Source organism: Rhodococcus sp. C26F, assembly GCF_053345925.1.
Genome location: NZ_JBKFBA010000001.1, coordinates 49,608 through 70,750 on the forward strand (window position 1 = coordinate 49,608; position 21,143 = coordinate 70,750).

Below are 21,143 nucleotides of genomic sequence, written 5' to 3' on the forward strand. Positions count from 1 at the left end.
CCGTACCTACGGCAGTCGTGAGGCCAGCAACTCCGCCAGGTGCGTGCCGCGCCGCGTCGTGAGATCGCCGAGTTGGGTACGGCACGAGTACCCGTCGGCGAGGATCACCGCGTCGTCGGATGCCGCCTCGACGGCCGGCAGCAGTTGGGTCCGCGCGACCGCCACCGACGCGTCGTAGTGCCCGCGTTCGACCCCGAAGTTCCCGGCCAGGCCGCAGCAGCCGGCGAGTCGCTGCACGTCGGCATCCGCGCGCCGCAGCAGGGCGGCATCGGCACCCCAGCCCATGACGGCGTGGTGGTGGCAGTGGGGTTGCGCGACGATCCGTGTTCCGTCCAGCGACGGCGGTTCCCAGTCGGCGAGGAGTTCGGCGAGGGTCGTGGTGCTGTCGGCCACGAGACGCGCGGGTGCGGACCCGAGCAGTTCGACCGCGTCGGAGCGCAGGACGGCGGTGCACGACGGTTCGAGCCCGACGATCGGCATGCCGCTGCGGAAGAGTTCGGCGACAGTGCGGCCCACGATCTTCCGGGCCTGGTCGAGCTGGCCGGTGGTGATCCACGTCAGTCCGCAGCAGCGGGGTTCGTCGGTGATGTGCACGCTGTATCCGGCCGTCTCGAGGACACGCACGGCAGCGGCCCCGACCTCCGGGGTGAAGTACTCGGTGAAGGTGTCGACGAACAGCAGCACCGGATCACCCGTGCGGGATCGTTGCGGGAGGGTGTCGGCGAACCACTTCCGGAAGGTGCGGGGAGCGAACGCCGGAACATGACGGCGTCGATCGAGACCGGCGACGGTCAAGCCGAGCGGGGCGACGCCCGGGATCCGGGTCAGAGCGTTGACCGCACGCGGCGCGCGGGAGGCGATCGCCGCCCACTGCGGTAGCCTGCCGAGACCGTAGTGACTGGCGGGCCGTCGCCGTCCCCGGTAGGTCTGGTGCAGCACTTCGGATTTGAGGGTCGCCATGTCGACCCCGGTCGGGCAGTCCGACAGACATCCCTTGCACGACAGGCACAGCTCGAGCGCTTCGTGCACCTCCGGCGACTGCCACGACTCGTCGACGAGGTGCCCGTTGAGCATCTCCTGCAGCGTCCGTGCTCGTCCGCGGGTGGAGTCCTTCTCCTCGCGGGTCGCGAGGAAGGACGGGCACATCACCCCGCCGGTGCCGGTGTTGTCGGCGCGGCACTTGCCGATCCCCGTGCACCGGTGGACGGCCTGCGTGAAGTCGCCACCGTCGTCGAGGTAGCGGAAGGCCAGCCCCTCCCGGACCTTCCGCGCGGCCGGGACACGGAGGTCGACGTCGACGGGACGCGGGTCGACGAGCACTCCGGGGTTGAGGATGTTCTCCGGATCGAAGACCGACTTCACGGCGCCGAACAGCGCGAGCGCGTCGGGCGAGTACATCAGGGGCAGCAGTTCGCTCCGGGCCCTGCCGTCGCCGTGCTCCCCCGACATCGACCCGCCGTACTCGGCGACGAGTTTGCCTGCCTCGAAGAGGAATTCACGGAAAAGACCGGGAACCTCGAGCGGGATGTCGAGGCGGATGTGGATGCATCCGTCGGCGAAGTGCCCGTAGGGATAGCCGGTGACGTCGTATCCGGCGAGCAGTTCCTCGAAGTCGCGGAGATAGTCGCCGACCCGGTGGGCAGGGACGGCGGCGTCCTCCCATCCCGCGTGCGCGGGCAGTCCCTTCGGACTTCTCGCCGACAGGCCGGCCCCCTCCTCCCGGATACGCCACAGCGCGGCGGCCCGCGCCTGATCCTCGACGTGCAGGACGTCGGTCGCGGCGGCGGCCTGCGCGAGTGCGCACGCCCGGTCGCGCACCTCGTCGGCGTCGTCACCGGCCAGTTCGACGAACAGCCACGCGGCACCCGACGGCAGGGGCGGTACCGCCTGCGGTCCGCGCCGGTGCCGGACGATGTCGACGATCCGTGAGTCGAGTCCCTCGCACGCCGTGGGCCGGAACCCGAGTAGTCCGTGCGCCGCGTTACCGGCGGCGACGATGTCGGGATAGCCGAGCACGACCATCGTGCGGACGGCGGGATCGGCGACCAGCTCCACCGTCGCCTCGGTCGTGATCCCGAGGGTGCCCTCGCTGCCGACGAACAGCTTCCGGACGTCGAATCCGTTCTCCGGCAACAGATGCTCGAGTGCGTAACCCGACACCTGCCGGCCGAAACGACCGAATTCGGTGCGGATGGTCGCGAGATCGCGCGCGACGATCTCGCGCAGCGGCCCGAGCGTCGGGTCCTCACCGGGCAGCGTCAGCGGGTGACCGGTGCCGGTGAGCACCTCGAGGGCGACGACGTTGTCGGACGTGCGGCCGTAGCCGAGCGCCCGCGCCCCGCACGCGTTGTTGCCGATCATCCCGCCGATCGTGCACCGGTTGTGGGTGGACGGATCGGGGCCGAAGCGCAGACCGTGCGGTGCCGCGGCGCGCTGCAGTTCGGCCTGCACGACACCCGGTTGCACCCGCGCGGTCCGGGTCTCTGGGTCGACGGAGAGCACCCGGTTCAGGTGACGCGAGAAGTCGATGACCACGCCGGGTCCGACGGCATTGCCCGCGAGCGACGTGCCGGTGCCGCGGGAGGTGAGGGGGACACCTTCTCGGCGGCACACGTCGAGGGTCGTGGCGACGTCGTCGATCGATCGGGCGCGCACCACGGCCTGTGGCGGGACGCGATAGAGAGAAGCGTCGGACGAGTACAGCGCGCGCGTGGTCGAGTCGTCGCAGACTTCCCCGATGCCCGCCGCGCGCAGAGCGCGCCCGATCGGGGTGGACGTCTTCATAGACAGCGATGCTAGTGGCGGGAGGCATCGCTCCGGACGTGGTCGGACAGAACCGCGGAGTACCCACGAGTAGTGCAAGCGGAGCGGCGCGAGCCGGGACCGTGACGGGACTCGCCTAGCATCGACGCTTGTGCCAGCCGATACCGCTTCGCCCGGGAAAACCGATTCGTCCGACCCGACATCGCGCGTCCGCACAGCTCGGATCGTCGCGATCGTGTCGGGACTGCTCGGGTTCGTGCTGGCTCTGACTCTTCCGTTCCTGCCGGTCCGGCAGGAAACCGGCGAACTGGAGTGGCCGCAGAACGGCAGCATCGACAGTGTCGAGGCGCCGCTCGTCACCTACGCCCCGCTCACGCTGCGGGTCAGCGTGCCGTGCGCGGCAGCAGCGCAGCTCGGTTCCGACGGCGGCACCCTCGTCTCGACCATCCCGTCCGGCTCCCCGGACGCCACGGCGGAGGGCCTGGTGATCCGCGCGGTACCCGGTGAGGACGGCGCCCCCGGCACCGTCGAGGCCGTCCTGCGCAACTCGGTGCTCGTCTCGGCGCCGCTCGACGAACCCTGCACGGCGGTGACGGTCGCATCGAACTCCGAACGCACCGCTGCCGAGATCGTGGGCGCGGACCCGCCGGTCGCTATCGAGCTCGAGGGCGACGAGCGGCCGCAGATGGTCGGTGTCTTCAGCGATCTCACCGGCCCCGCGGGCGCGTTCGAACCCGACGGTGACGACTCCACGGAACGGTTGTCGGTGCGCGCCGAGCTCGATTCGCGATTCACCTCGACCCCCACCGTGCTCAAGCTCCTCGCGATGATCGTGTGCGCGCTCGCGACGCTGGTCTCTCTCGTCGCCCTGCATCGCCTGGACGGAATCGACGGGCGCCGCGCGCGCCGGTTCCTGCCGGCCCGCTGGTGGCGGTTCACCTTGGTGGACGCGGTGGTCGTGGGCACCCTGCTGCTCTGGCACATCCTCGGCGCGAACACCTCGGACGACGGCTACATCCTCAACATGGCGCGGGTGTCCGGCGACGCCGGATACATGGCCAACTACTTCCGCTGGTTCGGTGTGCCCGAGGCGCCGTTCGGCTGGTTCTACGACGTGCTCGTCGTGTTCGCACAGGTCTCGACGTCGAGCGTGTGGATGCGCCTGCCCACGCTCATCGCGGCGATCCTGTGCTGGATGGTCATCAGCCGCGAGGTCATCCCCCGGCTCGGCGTCGCCGTCCGGCACAGCCGGGTGTCGCTGTGGACGGCCGGGCTGGTCTTCCTCGCCTTCTGGCTCCCCTACAACAACGGTCTGCGCCCCGAGCCGATCATCGCGGTCGGTGCACTGCTGACCTGGTGTTCGATCGAACGCGCCATCGCGACCGGCCGCATGTTGCCGGCCGCGATCGCGGTCCTCATCGCGGCCTTCTCGCTCGCCGCCGGCCCGACCGGCCTGATCGCGGTGGCCGCGCTCGTCGCAGGGATGCGCCCGCTGGTGAAGGTTCTTATCGCGCGCCGGCATCTCGTCGGTGTCGTCGCACCCCTCGCGCCGATCCTGGCGTCGGGCACCGTCGTGCTCATCGCCGTCTTCGCCGACCAGACACTCGCCTCGGTCCTCGAAGCGACACGCGTGCGTTCGGCCGTGGGCCCGAACGTGCCGTGGTTCGACGAGCGACTGCGGTGGGACGCACTGCTCACCGTCTCCCCCGACGGTTCGCTGGCCCGCCGGTTCGGCGTGTTCGTGATGCTGTTGTGCCTGGTCGTGTGCGTCATGCTGATCCTGCGCAAGGGCCGCATCCCGGGCACCGCGATCGGACCGTCGCGCCGCATCCTCGGCATCGTCTTCGCGTCGTTGCTGCTCATGATGCTCACGCCGACGAAGTGGACGCACCACTTCGGTGTGTACGCGGGTCTGGCCGCGTCGGTGGCTGCGCTCGCCGCGATCGGAGTGGGCTCGGTCGGCATCCGATCGGCCCGCAACCGGGCGCTGTTCACCGCCGGGGTGCTGTTCGTCCTGGCGATGGCCTTCACGGGTTCGAACGGCTGGTGGTACGTCTCGAGCTACGGCATCCCGTGGTGGGACAAGCCGCCGTCGATTTCCGGTTACGCCTTCTCCACGGCGCTGCTCGGCCTCACGGTGCTCGCCCTGCTCCTCGCCGCGTGGTTCCACCTGCGCGAGCCGTTCACCACGCCGCGGCCCGACCGCAACGGCAGGGTGCGGGCCCTGGCGTCGGCCCCGCTCACGCTGGTCGCGGCGGCGGTGGTGCTGTTCGAGGTGCTGTCGCTGCTCAAGGGCGCGGTCTCGCAGTACCCGGCCTATTCGATCGCCAAGTCGAACGCGGCGGCCCTCACGGGCAACTCCTGCGGACTCGCCAACGAGGTGCTCGTCGAGTCCGACCCGAACGCGACGATGCTGCAGCCTCTCGACGGTGATGCGGGCGAGGCCCTGGGTGCGGGCACGGCCGTCGGTTTCACCCCGAACGGCGTGGCCCTCGACCTCACCGCCGACGCGGAGACCACCACGACCGGTGGCGCCAACACCATCGACAGCGAGGAGGGCGGCACCACCACATCCACCAGCGCCGGCACCGAGGGCGGTCGCACCAGCGACGAGGGCATCAACGGCAGCACCGTGAAGCTGCCCTTCGGCCTCGACCCGCAGACCACGCCCGTCCTCGGCAGCTACCGCTCCGGCGTGCAGCAGTCGGCCGAGCTCGAATCCGGCTGGTACGCGCTGCCGGAGCGCACCGACGAGACACCGCTGCTGGTCGTGACCGCGGCGGGACGCGTCCGCTACGTCGACCCGGACGGTGTCATCACCCCCGGTCAGGACGTGCTGCTGGAGTTCGGTTCGTCGTCCGGGGACGACGTGACGCCGCTGGCCACGCTCGCCCCGATCGACATCGGCCCGTCGCCGTCCTGGCGCAACCTGCGCGTGCCGAGCGACGCGATCCCGGCCGACGCCGACGCCGTGCGGATCGTCGTCGACGACGGTGACCTCTCCCCCGACCAGTGGGTCGCGGTCACGCCGCCGCGGATGCCGCGCATGCAAACCCTGCAGGAGGTCGTCGGATCCGACGCCCCGGTCCTCATCGACTGGTCGGTGGGTCTCGCCTTCCCGTGCCAGCGACCCTTCGGGCACCGCAACGGTGTCGCCGAGGTCCCCGAGTACCGCATCCTCCCGGACCGTGTCGGGGCCGACGCGACGAACGGCTGGCAGGACGACATCGGCGGCGGACCGCTCGGCTGGATCCCGCTTCTGCTGAACGCCGAGGCCGTCCCCACCTATCTGAACCACGACTGGGATCGCGACTGGGGATCGCTCGAGCAGTACCGTCCGATCGACCCGGATGCCTCCCCCGCGGAGGTCACCACCGACGTGACGACCCGCTCCGGCCTGTGGTCGCCGGGCCGCATCCGTGACGGGGTCCCCGTCCTGCTGGAGTAAGGGCGAGTGCCGTCACACCACGTCGCCGGATACCATCGACTCCCGTGCCCGACGACGTGACGACCTCACCCGCGCCCGCTCCGACCGCCCCACGGTCGATGGGCGAGGACCTTCGCACTCGGTACCGGACCGCGCGACTCGTCGCCGTCGTCGCCGGGTTGCTCGGCATGATCTTGGCGCTGGCCACACCGTTCCTCCCGGTCCGCGTGACCGAGGCGACGATGTCGTGGCCGCAGGACGCGGCGGCGACCGACGTCGAACTGCCGCTGATGTCGCAGGTCCCCCTCCAGTTCCGCGCCACCGTGCCGTGCAGCGCCGTCGCGGAGATGCCCGGCGACGGCGGGATGCTGCTCGCGACCGCCCCCACCAACGGGCAGGACGCCGCGCTCAACGCGATGTTCGTGCGGGTCGGCGCCGAGAACGTCGACGTGCTCGACCGCAACGTGGTGGTCGCGACCGCGCCGCGCGCCGACGTCGAGTCGGGTGCGTGCAGCGAACTGCAGATCTTCTCCGACTCCGAACGCACCACCGCCGAGTTCGTCGGCCTCTCGGACGAGAACGGCAACCCGCGGTCCGGTGAGCTCACCGGCGACCTGAGGCCGCTCGTCGTGGGCGTGTTCAGCGACCTGCCGACCGCAGTTCCCGGCCTCGACGTCACCGTCGATGTAGATTCCCGGTTCACGTCGTCGCCGACGCTGGTCAAGTCCCTCGCGATGATCCTGGCGGTGCTGTCGACGGCACTCGCGCTCGGCGCGCTGGCCAAGCTCGACGGCACGGACGGTCGTGGTCACCGCCGGTTCCTGCCGGCCCGCTGGTGGAAGTTCACCGGCGTCGACGTCGTCGTGGTCCTCACGCTCGTCGGCTGGCATTTCTTCGGTGCGAACACCTCGGATGACGGCTACCTGCTGACCATGGCGCGGGTGTCGGAGAACTCCGGCTACATGGCCAACTACTTCCGCTGGTTCGGTGTCCCCGAAGCACCCTTCGGCTGGTACTACGACGTGCTGGCGGCGTTCGCGAAGATCTCCACGGCCAGCCCGTGGATGCGCATCCCGGCACTGATCGCCGGAATCCTGTGCTGGATGGTCATCAGCCGTGAGGTGGTGCCGCGCCTCGGCCGGGCCGTGCGACACAACCACATCGCACTGTGGACCGGCGGACTGGTCTTCCTCGCCTTCTGGCTCCCCTACAACAACGGTCTGCGGCCCGAGCCGATCGTCGCCCTCGGTGCGCTGCTGACCTGGTGCTCGATCGAGCGTGCCATCGCGACCGGTCGTCTGCTGCCCGCCGCGACCGCGGTGATCATCGGCGCGTTCACGCTCGCCGCGGCACCGACCGGCCTGATGTGTGTGGCTGCGCTCATCGCCGGCATCCGGCCGATGACGCGGATCATCGTGCGCCGCCACCGCGAGGTCGGCACCCTGCCGCTGCTCGCACCGATCGGCGCCGCCGGGTTGCTCGTGCTCGTCGTGGTGTTCTCCGACCAGACTCTCGCCGCGGTCCTCGAGGCGACCCGCGTGCGCACCATCATCGGCCCCAACGAGGAGTGGTGGAACGACTTCCTCCGCTACTACTACCTGATGGTGCAGACCGTCGACGGGTCGCTGCCGCGCCGCTTCGCGTTCCTCACGATGCTGCTGTGCCTGTTCACGACGCTGTTCGTGCTGCTGCGCCGCCGCCGGATCCCCGGCGTCGCCGTGAGCCCGACCTGGCGTCTGCTCGGCATCGTCTTCGGCACGATCTTCTTCATGATGTTCAACCCCACGAAGTGGACCCACCACTTCGGGGCGTACGCGGGCATCGCCGGATCGCTCGCGACGGTCACGGCCGTCGTGGTCTCCGCAAGCGCATTGCGGTCGCGGCGCAACCGCACGATCTTCCTCGCCGGACTGCTGTTCGTCCTGGCGGTGTCGTTCGCCGGCATCAACGGCTGGTGGTACGTCTCGAGCTACGGCGTGCCGTGGTTCGACAAGACCGTCTCGCTGAGCGGCTACCAGTCCAGCTCGCTGTTCCTGGTCCTGTTCGGTCTCGCCCTGGTGCTCGTCGCGTGGCAGTACCTCCGCGAGGGCTACGCACCGCCGCCGGAGTCGCCCGAGACGAAGAAGGGCCGGCGGATCCGCGCCCTCGCGGCTGCGCCGCTCACGGTCGTCGCCGCGGTGATGGTGCTGTTCGAGGTGCTGTCGCTGCTCAAGGGAGCGGTGTCGCAGTACCCGGCGTACTCGCTCGTCCGCTCCAACATCGGGGCGGTCGCCGGGCAGACCTGCGGTCTCGCGAACGACGTGCTCGTCGAGGCCGACCCCAACGAGGGACGCCTCGAAGCGATCATCGACCCCGCCAACCCGCCGGCGAACGACGACCCGCTCGCCGGTGCGGCGCCGCGCGGCTTCACTCCCGACGGCGTGCCGTCCGACCTGACCGCCGACTACGTCGAGGTCAAGCCGGGCCAGGGCAACACCGACAACCAGAGCGTCGGCCCGACCTTCGAGACCGGCGCGGGCGGCGGCACCACGGGTGGTTCCGGTGAGCAGACCGTCAACGGCAGCACCGTGCGTCTGCCCTTCGGGCTCGACCCGTCCGTCACCCCGGTGCTCGGCAGCTACCAGGAGGGTGTGCAGGAACCCGCCGCGCTCACCTCCAGCTGGTACGCCCTGCCCGAGATCACCGACGAGACGCCGCTGGTGATCATCTCCGCGGCCGGTCGCATCTGGTCGTACGACGACACCGGTGCACTGACCTACGGCCAGTCGCTGCTCGTCGAGTACGGCACCCGCCAGGCCGACGGCAGCGTCGAGGCGAAGGGCACCTACCTGCCGCGCGACATCGGCCCCGCGCCGTCGTGGCGGAACCTGCGTGTGCCGCTCGCCGACCTGCCCGACGACGTCGACGCCGTCCGCATCGTCGCCAACGATCCCAACCTCACCGGCGACCAGTGGCTGGCGTTCACGCCGCCGCGCGTCCCGACCCTCGAGCGGCTCGACGCCCAGCTCGGTTCCGAGCAGCCGCTCCTGCTGGACTGGGCCGTGGGCCTGCAGTTCCCGTGCCAGCGGCCGTTCGATCACTGGGCCGGTGTCGCCGAGATGCCGAACTACCGGGTCCTCCCCGACCGTCCGCTCGCGGTGTCGTCGACCGACACCTGGCAGTCGGCCGACAACGGTGGCCCGCTCGGCTTCGCGGAGGTCCTGGCGCGACCCGAGCAGGTGCCCACCTACCTCGAGAACGACTGGGGGCGCGACTGGGGTTCGGTGGAGCGGTACGTGCGCTTCTACCCGAATGCGCAGCCGGCCGAACTGACCACCACCGAGGTGACGCGGTCGGGTCTGTGGAAGCCCGCGCCGATGCGCGTCTACGAGTGACGGGCGCCGGTCGGATCGTCGCCGTGGTGACCGCCCCCGGCTTCACGCACCTGCCCGGTGTCGGCAGCTGGACGGTTCCCGGATCTTCCGGCCGCGACAGGGTCGGGGCATCCCAGAATCTGGTTTCGGTTATCTAGAATGAGCGGGTGACCACCGAGAATTCAGCTGGGTCGACCCTGTCGCCCCGCGCCTCCGAGGCCGTGAAGCGAAGCCTGACGCCCCGACAGGAGGCCGCGAGCCGCGACGTCGACACCCTGATCCGGTGCGGACGCGAACTGCTCACCCGGGGCGAACCCGCGCGTGTCGCCGACATCGTGGCCGCCGCGGGACTCTCCAACGACGCCTTCTACCGCTATTTCAAGAGCAAGGGCGATTTCGTCGACGCCGTCGTCGAAGAGGGCGGACACCGACTCGTCCGGTATCTGCGTCACAAGATCGACAAGGCCGCCGACCCCGAGGCCGCCCTGCGCGCCGGCATCGCGGCCGTCCTGAACCAGGCCGTGGATCCCGAGATCGCCGCCGCCACCCGCAACGTCGTGTCCTCCGCCGGCGGCCGGTCGCATGCACCGAAGGTGCGCGAGGACCTGGAGAAGGCGGTCGCGGAGGTGCTCGCCGGCCCCATCGCCGATCTGGGATCGGACGACCCGCAACGGGATTCGCTCACCACTTCGATCCTGCTGCTCGCGGTGATGGAACACCTGTTGTGGCGGGACGCGTCCACCTTCGACGCCGACGCAGAGGTCGAGCAGATCGTCGGATACGCGAGACGGGGCCTGCGCACGTCCTAGTGCACAGACCCCGTCGGCGCGGGTTCTCCGGCTGTTCTACAGCGGCAGCAGGTGATGCTTCCGCGGGTTCTTGAACACTTCCTTGTCGCGAAGGAGGGTGAGCGCCTTACGGATCTCGAGGCGGGTCGTCGACGGCTCGATCACCGCGTCGACGTATCCGCGCTCGGCCGCGATGTACGGCGTCGCCACGTGCTCGTTGTAGAAGTTGATGAGTTGCTGACGCACCGCGGGAGCGTTCTCGCCCGCGGCCTCGATCTGCCGGCGGCCGATCACCGCGACAGCCGATTCGGCACCCATCACGGCGATACGCGCGGTGGGCCACGCGAAGTTGATGTCGGCGCCGAGCTGCTTCGAACCCATCACGGCGTAGCCGCCGCCGTAGGCCTTACGCACCACGACGGTCACCTTCGGGACGGATGCCTCGACGTACGAGAACAGGAAGCGGCCGCCACGCTTGATGACGCCGATCTTCTCCTGCTCGACACCGGGCAGGAAGCCGGGGGTGTCGACGACGAACACGAGCGGGATGTCGTAGGCGTCGCACACGCGCACGAAGTGCGCGGCCTTGTCGGCAGCGGCCGCGTCGAGCGCACCCGACAGGTACAGCGGCTGGTTCGCCACGACACCGACGGCATGACCGTCGACGCGCGCGTAGCCGGTGATGATGTTCGGCGCGGTCTGTGAGCGGACCTCGAGGAACTCGCCGTCGTCGAAGATCTTCAGCAGGATGTCGTGCATGTCGTAGCCGGAGTTGTCGGCGTCGGGCATGAACGTGTCGAGTTCGAGATCGTCGGGCGTGATCTCCGGTTCGAGACCGGGATTGATGATCGGAGGCTTCTCCTGCGCGTTGGACGGCATGTAGCTCAGGTACTGCCGCACCCACTCGAAAGCGGCCTTCTCATCCGGCGCGACGTGGTGCACGTTGCCGTACTCGGCCTGCTGACGGGCACCGCCGAGCTCCTCGAGGCTCACGTTCTCACCGGTGACCGCCTTGATGACGTCCGGGCCGGTGACGAACATGTGCGAACCCTCGGTGGCGACCACGACGTCGGTGTTGATCGGCGCGTAGACCGCACCACCGGCGCAGTTGCCGACGATCACCGAGATCTGCGGGCACAGACCCGACAGCGGCTCGTGACGCTTGCCGATCTCGCCGTACCAGGCGAGCGAGGTGACGGCGTCCTGCACGCGGGCACCACCGGAGTCGTTGATGCCGACGACGGGGCAACCGATCTTGAGGGCGAAGTCGAGGACCGCGGCGACCTTGCGGCCGAACATCTCACCGACGCTGCCGCCGAAGACGGTCTGGTCGTGGGAGAACACCGCGACCGGGCGGCCGTCGACCGTGCCGTGCCCGACGACGACGGCGTCGCCGTACATCGCATCGTCGCGGCCCGGCATCTTCATCAGCGCGCCGATTTCGACGAAGCTGCCCCTGTCGAGCAGCATGTCGATGCGCTCGCGAGCGCTGGGGATGCCCTTCTTCGCGCGCTTGGCGATCGCGAGTTCGCCGGCAGGCTCCTTCGCGATCTCCAACTTCTCGCGCAGCTCGGCCAGCTTCTGTGCCGTGGTGCTCACTTCTTCGTTCAGCTCCTCGAGGCCTCGATGTCGGCCAGCTTGCGGGTCAGGTCTTCCCCCACCTTCGAGATGTACGGCTCGTCGACGATCTGCAGGTGATCGCCGCCGACGTGCACGACCTCGAGATCCGCGACGACCTCGCCCCACCCACCGTCGGGCTGCCGGGTCCCGAAGGCCGGCTCGAGATCGATCGCGTCGTCGTGATACTTGTCGGCCATGTACAGCACGACCTTGCCGTCGTAGGGCAGCAGCTCCGCGGTCTGGATGGCGCGGTTGTCGAGCCACGACGTGCGCTGGTGCTCGATGATGCCGCCGGGGATCTGCGCCCCGCTCAGCTCGAGCAGGCCCATCAGGATGCCGATCTGCTCCTCGTCGCTGCCGGCCTCGGCCAGCAGGTCGTAGGGCAGCGGCGCGTCGATCCCGTAGGTCTTCTTCGCGAACGCCGAGTAACGCTGCCAGCGCTTACGGATCTCGTCGGGCGTGTCCTCGACCTTCTCACCGGCCATGACGGTGTCGATGAGACCGACGAGACGCACGTCCTTGCCCTCCTCGCGGAGCAGACGGGCCACCGCGTAGGCCAGGACACCGCCGAGCGACCAGCCGCACAGCACGTACGGGCCGTCGCCCTGGATCTCCTCGATGAGGGGCAGGTACGCCTGTGCGCGGGTGTCGATCGGGCCCTCGGTGCGCTCGAAACCGAACACCGGGATGTGCGCGGGCAGGCGGCGCAGCAGCGGCTCGTACGCGACCGTCGAACCACCCGCGGGGTGGAAGACGAAGACCGGCACGGTGTCCGATCCCTCGGCGCGGGGCCGCAGCGTGCGCACGAGTCCGTCGATGCGATCGGCGGATTCGAGATGCTGACGGACGGTCTCGGCGAGCTGCTCGACGGTCGGGGCGGCGAGCACGTCGTCGACGGTGATCTCACCCTCGGCCCGCTCGGTCAGCCGTGCCGCGAGCTTCTCGGCGACATCGCGGTCGAGCTTCGGCAACGGGTTGAAAATGCCCTTGGCCGACTTGCCCGTGACCACGGCCCACGAGGCGAAGGTCAACCGTTCCGCGGCGTCGCGCGGCGGCACGTCGACACCGCTCGACTCCTGCTCGGACTCGGCCGTCTCGGCCGCGGTCTGCGCTTCGGCGTCGGCGAGGATCTGCTCGGCCTCACCCACCGCGGTGGTGTCCTCGAGCCGGGGAAGCTCGACCTGCTCCGCGACCTGCGGGAGGTCCTCGCCGTTCGCAGCGGCGGCGCGCTCGGCTGCCTTCTCGGCGGCCTGTTGCTCGGCGAGCTGCGCGACCTCCTCGCGGTTCTCGACGGCGTACCGCAGGTATTTCGCGACGTCGCGCAGGCTCGCGTCCTTGACCGCCGACAGCTGCAGTTGCGGGATGTCGAACTCGTACTCGACGCGGTTCTTGATGCGGACCGCCATGAGCGAGTCGAGGCCCAGCTCGATGAGCGGGATCTCGGCCGGCAGATCCTCGGGCGCATAACCCATGGACTCGGCGACGATCAGCGTCAGGCGGTCGTCGAGGCTCTGCGATCCGTTGGGATCCCACTTGTCGCCGAACGACTCGACGACCTCGGGCAGCTCCTCGGCCTGCGCGGCCGGCTCCGCGGCCACCGCGACGGGCGCGGGCAGCGGCTCACCGGAGGTGACGACACCCTCGTGGACGAGCGTGAAACCGTCACCGGCGTTCGCGTGCACCTGCAGCGATGCACCGCCCGGGTGCCGGGTGAGCGTCGTGGTGAGGGTGCCGGTCGCGGGGACGTCGGCGTGCGGGATGGACGCGGTGAGCGTGACATCCGACAGCACCTGCGAGGCCGCCGCAACGACCAGCTCGGCCGCGTCGGTGACGGCGGAGGCCGGCACCTCCCACACGTAACGACCGTCCGGGAGTGCGACGCGGGCACCGGGCGCGCGGCCGTTGCCCGAGGTGCCGATGTTGGCGTCGACCCAGTACGGCTTGCGGATGAAGGCGGTGCGCGGCAGGTCGACGTAGTCGCCTTCCGGCAGCAGCGTCTTCAGGTCGACCGACTGTCCGTGCACGTACAACTGCGCGAGCGCGGTCAGCACGCCGAGGGACTCGTCCTCCTTGCGCTTGAGCGTCTGGATGAACTGGCCGTCCTGCACACCGGCGTCGAAGGCCGTCGCCGCGACCGACATGAGCGTCGCGGGGTTGGCGTTGAGCTCGACGAAGGTGGTGTGCCCGTCGGACAGCGCCTGCCGGATCGCCTGCGTGAAGTACACGCTGTGGCGCATGCCCTTGGTCCAGTACTCGACGTCGTGGATACCGTCGTGACCTGCGCGGTAGAGCGTCTCCTGGTCGACCGACGAGTACAGGTCGACCTTCAGGCGGTGCGGTTCGATGCCGGCGAGCTCGGCCGCGAGCTCGCCGAGGATCGGATCGACCTGCGAGGTGTGGCTCGCACCCTTGGTCTGCAGGACCCGGGCGAACTTCTCCTCGGCCTCGGCACGCGCGACGATCGCGTTGACCTGCTCCTGCGGGCCACCGATGACGGTGTGCGTCGGCGCCGCGTAGACACAAACCTCGAGCTGCGGGAAGTCGGGCAGCACGTCGGTGATCTCGGCGGCGCTGTACTCGACGAGCGCCATGAGGCGGATGTCGTCGCCGGTCAGGCCGGATTCGGCCTCACCCATCAGACGCGAACGCGAGCAGATGACGCGCACGGCGTCCTCGAGCGAGAGTCCCCCCGAGATGTAGGCGCCGGCGGCCTCACCCATCGAGTGGCCGACGACCGCGGCGGGCTCGGCACCGTGGTGGCGCAGCAGCGCGGCGAGACCGATCTGGATCGTGAAGATGCCGACCTGCGCCGTCTCGACGTCGTAGTCCTGCGCGTCGTCGAGGAACTTCTCCTTCATGGAGTAGCCCGACTCGTCGTAGATCAGCTCGTCGACCTCGTCGACGGCCGCCGCGAAGACCGGGTTCTCCAGGTACAGCTGCTTGGCCATCTTGCGGTGCTGGGCACCGAAGCCGGACAACACCCACACCGCGCCCTTGGAGGCGGGAGCGTCGGCGGTGAACACGCCCTGCGCGGGCTTGCCGGCGGCGACGGCACGCAGACCGGCGATCGCCTCCCCATGGTTGCTCGCCACGACGATCGCGCGGGACCGGCCGTGATTGCGACGAGCGAGCGTGCGGGCGACGTCGGCGAGCGGCGTCGTGCTGCCCTTCTCGGTCTCGAGCCAGTCGGCGAGATCGGCGGCGGCACGGCGGCGACGCGACGGCATCGCAGCGGAGACGGCGAGCAGGACGGGCAGCTCGCGGGCCTGCCCGGTGGTCTCCGCAACGGCGGGGATCTCCTCCGGCAGGACCTCGACCTCGGCCTCGGACGCTTCGAGCCCCTCGGGGCCGGTGTACTCGCGCACGACGACGTGCGCGTTCGTGCCACCGAAACCGAAGCCGGACACACCGGCGACGGCGCGACCGGTGTAGCGCGGCCACTTCGCACCCTCGGGGATGACCTTCAGATGTGCGCTGTCGAACGGGATGTACGGGTTGGGCGCGGTGTAGTTGAGCGTCGGCGGCAGCTGATCGTTCTGCATCGCGAGAACGACCTTGATGAGACCGGCCGCACCGGCGGCGGACTCGAGGTGACCGAAGTTGGTCTTGGCCGAACCGAGCAGGACCGGCTTGTCGTCCTCGCGGCCACGACCGACGACGCGGCCGAGCGCGTCGGCCTCGATCGGGTCGCCGAGCACCGTGCCGGTGCCGTGTGCCTCGATGTAGTCGACACCGGACGGCAGGATCTGCGCGTCGCGGTAGGCGCGGCGCAGCACGTCGACCTGCGCTTCGGGGTTGGGAGCGGCCAGCCCGTTGGAGCGGCCGTCCTGGTTGACGGCCGAACCGGCGATCACCGCGAGGATGTCGTCGCCGTCGCGCTCGGCGTCCTCGAGACGCTTGAGCACCACGAGACCGCCACCCTCGGCGCGGATCATGCCGTCGGCGTCGGCGGAGAACGCCTTGATGCGGCCATCGGGTGCCATGACGCCGAGTTCGTCGAAGCCGAGGGTGCCGGCCGGGGCGAGCAGCATGTTGACGCCACCGGCGAGGGCGACGTCGGCTTCGCCGTTGCGCAGCGCACGCACGGCCTGGTGCACGGCGACCAGCGACGACGAGCACGCCGTGTCGAGCGTGACGGACGGGCCGTGGAAGTCGTAGAAGTACGACACCCGGTTGGCGATGACCGCGGTGGAGGTGCCGGTGAGCGCGTAGGGATGCGCTGCGGACGGATCGCCGACCGCGAGGAGCATGTAGTCGCTCGCCGAGCTGCCGATGAACACACCGACCGAGCCGCCCTTGAGGTCGCTCGGCGGGATATGCGCGTGCTCGAGTGCTTCCCAGGTCAGCTCCAGCGCGAGGCGCTGCTGCGGGTCGACCATCTCGACCTCGCGCGGCGACATCGCGAAGAACTCGGCGTCGAAGCCCTTGACGTCGTCGAGGTAGCCGCCCCTGGTGTTGGCGTTGCGGATCGACTCCCACACGGCGGGGTCGTTCTCGAACTCCGACCAGCGGCCCTCGGGCAGATCGGAGATGCCGTCGCGTCCGGACGCGAGCAGCTCCCACATCTGTTCGGGGGTGTCGACGTGGCCCGGCAAACGGGTGGACAGACCGACGATGGCGACGTCCTTCGAACCCGCCGCGGCACCGACCGTGTACAGGGCGGAGTCGTCCTCGGCGGGTGCCTCGGGCTCACCTTCGATGATGCGCGTCGCGAGCGACGCGATCGTCGGGTGCTGGTAGGCGATCGTCGCGTTGAGGGTGACACCGAGGAGTTCCTCGATCTCGCCCGCCATGGCGACGGCGTCCCGGGAGGACAGCCCGAACTCCTCCATCGGACGATCGTCCGAGATCTGGGAGACCGGCTGCCCGGTCGCGTCGGCGATCCAGTTGCGCAGCCATTCGCGCAGCTGCGCAACCGTCATTTCAGTGTCAGACATCAACCCACCACGCTACCCGGGAAAGAGGACATTCGTTCTTACACGCTGTCCGGGAAGGCCTGCTGCTGGTAACCACCACGCAGCGTTCCCTCGACATATGCGGTCTTGCACGCCCGACGCGCGATCTTTCCGCTGGACGTACGGGGGATCGAACCGGCCGGCACGAGTAGCACGTCGCGGGCGGTGACACCGTGCCGGGACGAGATCGCGGCACGCACCGCGTCGGCGATCGGCTGCGGATCGGCCTTGCCGGCGCCGGGAGCGCGCTCGGCGACGATCACGAGCTGCTCCGACGAATCGTCGGCATCGAACTGCAGGCCGGAGGCGTCGTTGTCGAACACCTCGCGCGGCAGCTGGTTGGCCGGCACCGCGAACGCCGCGACGAAGCCGGGACGGAGCGCGGAGCTGGCCTCCTGCGCCGAGAACTCGAGGTCCTGCGGGTAGTGGTTGCGGCCGTCGACGATCACGAGGTCCTTGACGCGACCGGTGATGTAGAGCTCGCCGTCGATGTAGACGCCGTAGTCGCCGGTGCGCAGCCACTTGCTGTCGTCCGGGGTGCCCTCGGCGTGGCTGCCCTCGGCCAGACGCTTGGTGATGCGGTTGTGGAAGGTGTTGTCGGTCTCTTCCTTGCGACCCCAGTAGCCGATGCCCATGTTCTCGCCGTGCAGCCAGATCTCGCCGACCTGCTCGTCGGGCATCTCGGTGCCGGTCTCGGCGTCGACGATCGCGGCCCACTGGCTGCGCGCGACGTAACCGCAGGAGACCTGCGGGATGGCGTTCTCGGCATCGGGCTCGACGCGCACGACCCGGCCCGCGTTGAGTGCGGTGCGGTCGACGTAGATGACCTTCGCCTCGTCGCTGTGACGGGTGGAGGAGACGAACAGGGTGGCCTCGGCCATGCCGTAGGACGGCTTGATCGCCGTGCGGGGCAGACCGTAGGGCCCGAATGCCTCGTTGAACTTGCGCATCGACGACGTGGTGACCGGCTCGCTGCCGTTGATCAGGCCGATGACGTTGCTCAGGTCGAGTTCTTCGCCCGGCTTGGGGACCGCGCGTGCCGCAGCGTGCTCGAACGCGAAGTTCGGGGCGGCGGCGAAGGTGCCGGCGCCGTCGGAGACGGCGGCGAGCTCGCGGATCCAGCGGCTCGGCCGGGCCACGAAGGCACGCGGGCTCATGATGGTGATGTACTTGCCGCCGACCGCGGGCAGGATCACCGTGAGCAGGCCCATGTCGTGGAACAGCGGCAGCCAGGTCACGCCGCGCGACGACTCGTTGAGCTCGATGGAGTCGGCCATCTGGATGACGTTGGTGAGCACCGAGCGGTGGGTGATCTCGACGCCGGCGGGAACGCGGGTCGAGCCGGAGGTGTACTGCAGGTACGCGATGTCGTCGGTGCCGATGGGCGGCCGGTTCCAGGACTCGGCGACCGAGTCGGGGATGGCGTCGACGGCGATCACGCGGGGACGCTGCGCAGCGGGGAGCGGGCGGAAGAACTGCCGCACGCCGGCCGCGGAGGAGGTGGCGGTGAGGATCGCGCTGGGGGTGCAGTCGCCGAGAACGGCGTGCAGGCGATCGGTGTGGCCGGGCTCGTCGGGATCGAACAGCGGCACGGCGATGGTGCCGGCGTAGATCGCGGCGAAGAAGGACACGACGTAGTCGAGGCCCTGCGGAGCGAGGATCGCGACGCGGTCGCCGGGAGCGGTGACCTGCTGCAGGCGCGCGGCGATGGCCTTGATGCGCACGCCGAACTGATCCCAGGTCAGCTCGTGCACCTCGCCGTCGCGTTCCCGCGAGTAGTCGATGTACCGGTAGGCGAGGTCGTCACCGTTTGAAGCGAAGTTCCCCTCGAGGTGATCGAGCAGGGTCTGCCCTTCCGGCAGCCTGATCCGCCCGTTCTCATCGATGAACTCTTCGAACCCGACGCTCAATTCCTTCTCCCTGTCGAAGCGATCCCACAACCACTCGACATGGTTGCGCCACTAACTTTTCCTCCGCGCCGGCGGATCGTCGTACCGATACCGCCCCCCACGGCTTCCGGCGGTCCGTTCCTCGAACGTGTCCATCGACCCCAGATCACGAATATGTTACAGATCGGCATCACGCGCACCCTCGCAAAGTGCGGTCGCCGGGAGGAACGCTTCCCCTCGCACACGGGAAACACAAAGATACGACATGGTCGTCTTCACACACACATTCCGCGCCCGTCGAAGGAGACGAGCACACGATCCGATTGTGTGCGACGGTTTTTCGACGCCGGCACCGACCGACGGTGCAACCCGCCGCCCTCTGCTGCCCAGGATCGGCGCCCCGGTACGTACGCCCGACCGACGCGAGAGCTCGTGACAAGGATCATTCCCGGTCGCGGGCCGTCGCTACGCCCCCGGAGGGGGCCGGCCGTTCGCCGTGCCGTCGCTGGCACCATGAACCTCTTCTCCTGTGGCAGTCGTCGTGCGCCACGATCCCGGACGGCCGGGCACGCAGCCGAGGGATGAGTCTAAAGGCAGCCCGTCTTTCGAGTGTACCGGGTGGTGAGATCGGACACTACCGGCGAGTAATATGTGGGAGGGTTCACTCGGACCCGAACCGCCCCCGCGTGCAGCGACGGCCGCACCTCATTCTTCTGCGGGTTCCGGTGCGGCATCGATCTTCTCCGCCGCCCAGTTCGCGATCCACTGCGTCGCGGTCGTGCCGTTCTCGTCCACGACGTAGGTGTTGTACATCGCGTGGATCGGGTTGTTGACGTACTCGAGCAGGCGCGGAGCGGCCGACATCCAGTTGGCGGGATTCAGCGCGTTCGGCGGTGCGTCACAGATGCTGTCCGTGGGCGCGCAGATCTGGATCGTGCGGTCGTCGAGCTCCCCGAAGCCACCGGGACGCGCGCCGGTCATCGTGATCCCCGGCAGCCGCAGGCCGTCGAGCGACAGTTCGGCGCCCACTCCGGCGACGGGCGCACCGATGTCGGTGCCCGAGACCCCGTCGCGGCGACCGTCGGCAACGAGTGCGACACCGAGCACCCGGTCGGCGGGGACCGGGCCGTTGCCGGCACCGATCTGCGCGGCGACGTCACCCACGATCACGGCACCCTGCGAGAAACCGGTGAGCACGTAGGTGGTCAGCGGGCACTCGGCCGAGCGTCGCGCGAGGATGTCGGTGGTGGCCGCGAATCCCTCACTGCGGCTGTTGTTGTAGGACTGCTGGCCGTCCGGCGGGATCGCGATGGGGTTCGAGAACTGCGCGACGTACGGCACCGTGTAGACATCGGCGCGCTGGGCGTCGAAACGCTCCTGCAGCGGCCTCGTCACGTTGAGCATGAGCGAGTACGGGTTCGCGGCCGGAGCGTACGGATCGTCGCCCACCGCGGACTCCCAGGTGCCCGGCACCGCGACGACCTGCACGTCGGGGCACGAGGCCGGCTGCGACTGCGGCTCCTCCGGCCCGGGCGGGGCGGGAATCGGCGACGGGATGTCCAGCCGCCCCGCGAGCATGTACCAGAGCACCAGCACGATCGCCAGGACGAGCAGCGCCCCCACGACCACGATCCTGCGTCCGCGACGCTGCTTCGTCCTGACCATTCGTGCTGTCCCCGCGTTCCCTAGTTGCAGTACGTCTCGCCGGCGACGGCGATGTACGTGTCGGCCGTCGAGGAGGCCTGCTCCTCCGACAACTCGACACCACCGGCTGCAGCATCACTACCCACGAGCGCGGTCACGAACACCTTGATCTCCTCCGGCGACCCGCCCTGCGCCTGGGCGCTGCAGATGTAGTCGGCGATGTTCACCGCGCCGGTCTCGTCGCTGGGCTCGACACCCTCGGCGCGGAGACCGTCGAGGAAGGCCTGTGCGCCGGGCGTGGGAGCGGGTGCCGCGCCCGTGCCGGCTCCCGTGTCCTCTCCGGCATCGTCGTCTCCGGCAGCGGGCGAGGACGGAGCCGGGGACGCCTCGCTCGTCTCGGTCTCGCCCGTGGTCTCGGCCCCGGCGGCGCCGGGGGATGTCTCGGCCGCGGAGGTCGATGTCGACGTCGAGGTCTCCGTGGCGGCAGACGTCGTCGGCGTGTTCGTCGCGGTGGAGTCGTCGCTTCCGCACGCGGAGAGAACGGCCGTGGCGGTCAGTGCCGCAGCGAGGGCGCCGAGGACTCGGGTCGAGCGCGAGCGGGTCCGTGCAGGCATGTGGTGGGGTCCTCACATCCGGGATGTCGGTCGAACTTGGTCAGATGCGCCCCAGGCTACAGAGCGGCCCGTGCGGCCGGTAGGAGCGTC

The 21,143-nt window shown here is 69.6% G+C and carries 9 protein-coding genes; 3 read left to right on the forward strand and 6 right to left on the reverse strand.

Annotation, left to right across the window (positions count from 1 at the left end; all coding sequences use genetic code 11):
* Positions 1-6: 6 nt before the first annotated feature.
* The gene (locus tag ACLBYD_RS00245; RefSeq protein ID WP_447814947.1) at positions 7-2,784 is read right to left on the reverse strand and encodes an FAD-binding and (Fe-S)-binding domain-containing protein; all 2,778 of its coding nucleotides are present in this window, start codon (positions 2,782-2,784) and stop codon (positions 7-9) included.
* 130 nt (positions 2,785-2,914) lie between these two features.
* Between ACLBYD_RS00245 and ACLBYD_RS00250 the strand changes: the two genes are divergently transcribed.
* The 3 genes from ACLBYD_RS00250 (at position 2,915) to ACLBYD_RS00260 (ending at position 10,352) form a co-directional block, all read left to right on the forward strand.
* A complete protein-coding gene (locus tag ACLBYD_RS00250; RefSeq protein ID WP_447814948.1) occupies positions 2,915-6,211 on the forward strand; it encodes an arabinosyltransferase domain-containing protein in 3,297 nt (1,098 codons plus the stop codon).
* Between the two features lie 44 nt (positions 6,212-6,255).
* Complete coding sequence (locus ACLBYD_RS00255; RefSeq protein ID WP_447814950.1) at positions 6,256-9,564, forward strand: arabinosyltransferase domain-containing protein; 3,309 nt, start codon at positions 6,256-6,258, stop codon at positions 9,562-9,564.
* 146 nt (positions 9,565-9,710) lie between these two features.
* A complete protein-coding gene (locus ACLBYD_RS00260) occupies positions 9,711-10,352 on the forward strand; it encodes a TetR/AcrR family transcriptional regulator (RefSeq protein ID WP_447814951.1) in 642 nt (213 codons plus the stop codon).
* Positions 10,353-10,388: 36 nt separating this feature from the next.
* Here the strand turns inward: ACLBYD_RS00260 and ACLBYD_RS00265 are convergent, their stop codons facing one another.
* The 5 genes from ACLBYD_RS00265 to ACLBYD_RS00285 form a co-directional block, all read right to left on the reverse strand.
* A complete protein-coding gene (locus ACLBYD_RS00265) occupies positions 10,389-11,930 on the reverse strand; it encodes an acyl-CoA carboxylase subunit beta (protein WP_447814953.1) in 1,542 nt (513 codons plus the stop codon).
* A gap of 8 nt (positions 11,931-11,938) precedes the next feature.
* Positions 11,939-16,873 (reverse strand): polyketide synthase Pks13, encoded by a 4,935-nt coding sequence (gene pks13 / locus ACLBYD_RS00270; RefSeq protein ID WP_447815340.1) that lies wholly within the window; start codon positions 16,871-16,873, stop codon positions 11,939-11,941.
* A gap of 53 nt (positions 16,874-16,926) precedes the next feature.
* On the reverse strand, positions 16,927-18,816 hold the full coding sequence (fadD32, locus tag ACLBYD_RS00275; RefSeq protein WP_060652455.1) for a long-chain-fatty-acid--AMP ligase FadD32: 1,890 nt from the start codon (positions 18,814-18,816) through the stop codon (positions 16,927-16,929).
* 684 nt (positions 18,817-19,500) lie between these two features.
* Positions 19,501-20,460, reverse strand: coding sequence for a cutinase family protein (locus tag ACLBYD_RS00280; protein ID WP_447814955.1), 960 nt, complete (start codon positions 20,458-20,460; stop codon positions 19,501-19,503).
* A 20-nt stretch (positions 20,461-20,480) separates the two neighbouring features.
* Complete coding sequence (locus tag ACLBYD_RS00285) at positions 20,481-21,053, reverse strand: DUF732 domain-containing protein (RefSeq protein ID WP_447814956.1); 573 nt, start codon at positions 21,051-21,053, stop codon at positions 20,481-20,483.
* Between the last annotated feature and the right edge of the window lie 90 nt (positions 21,054-21,143).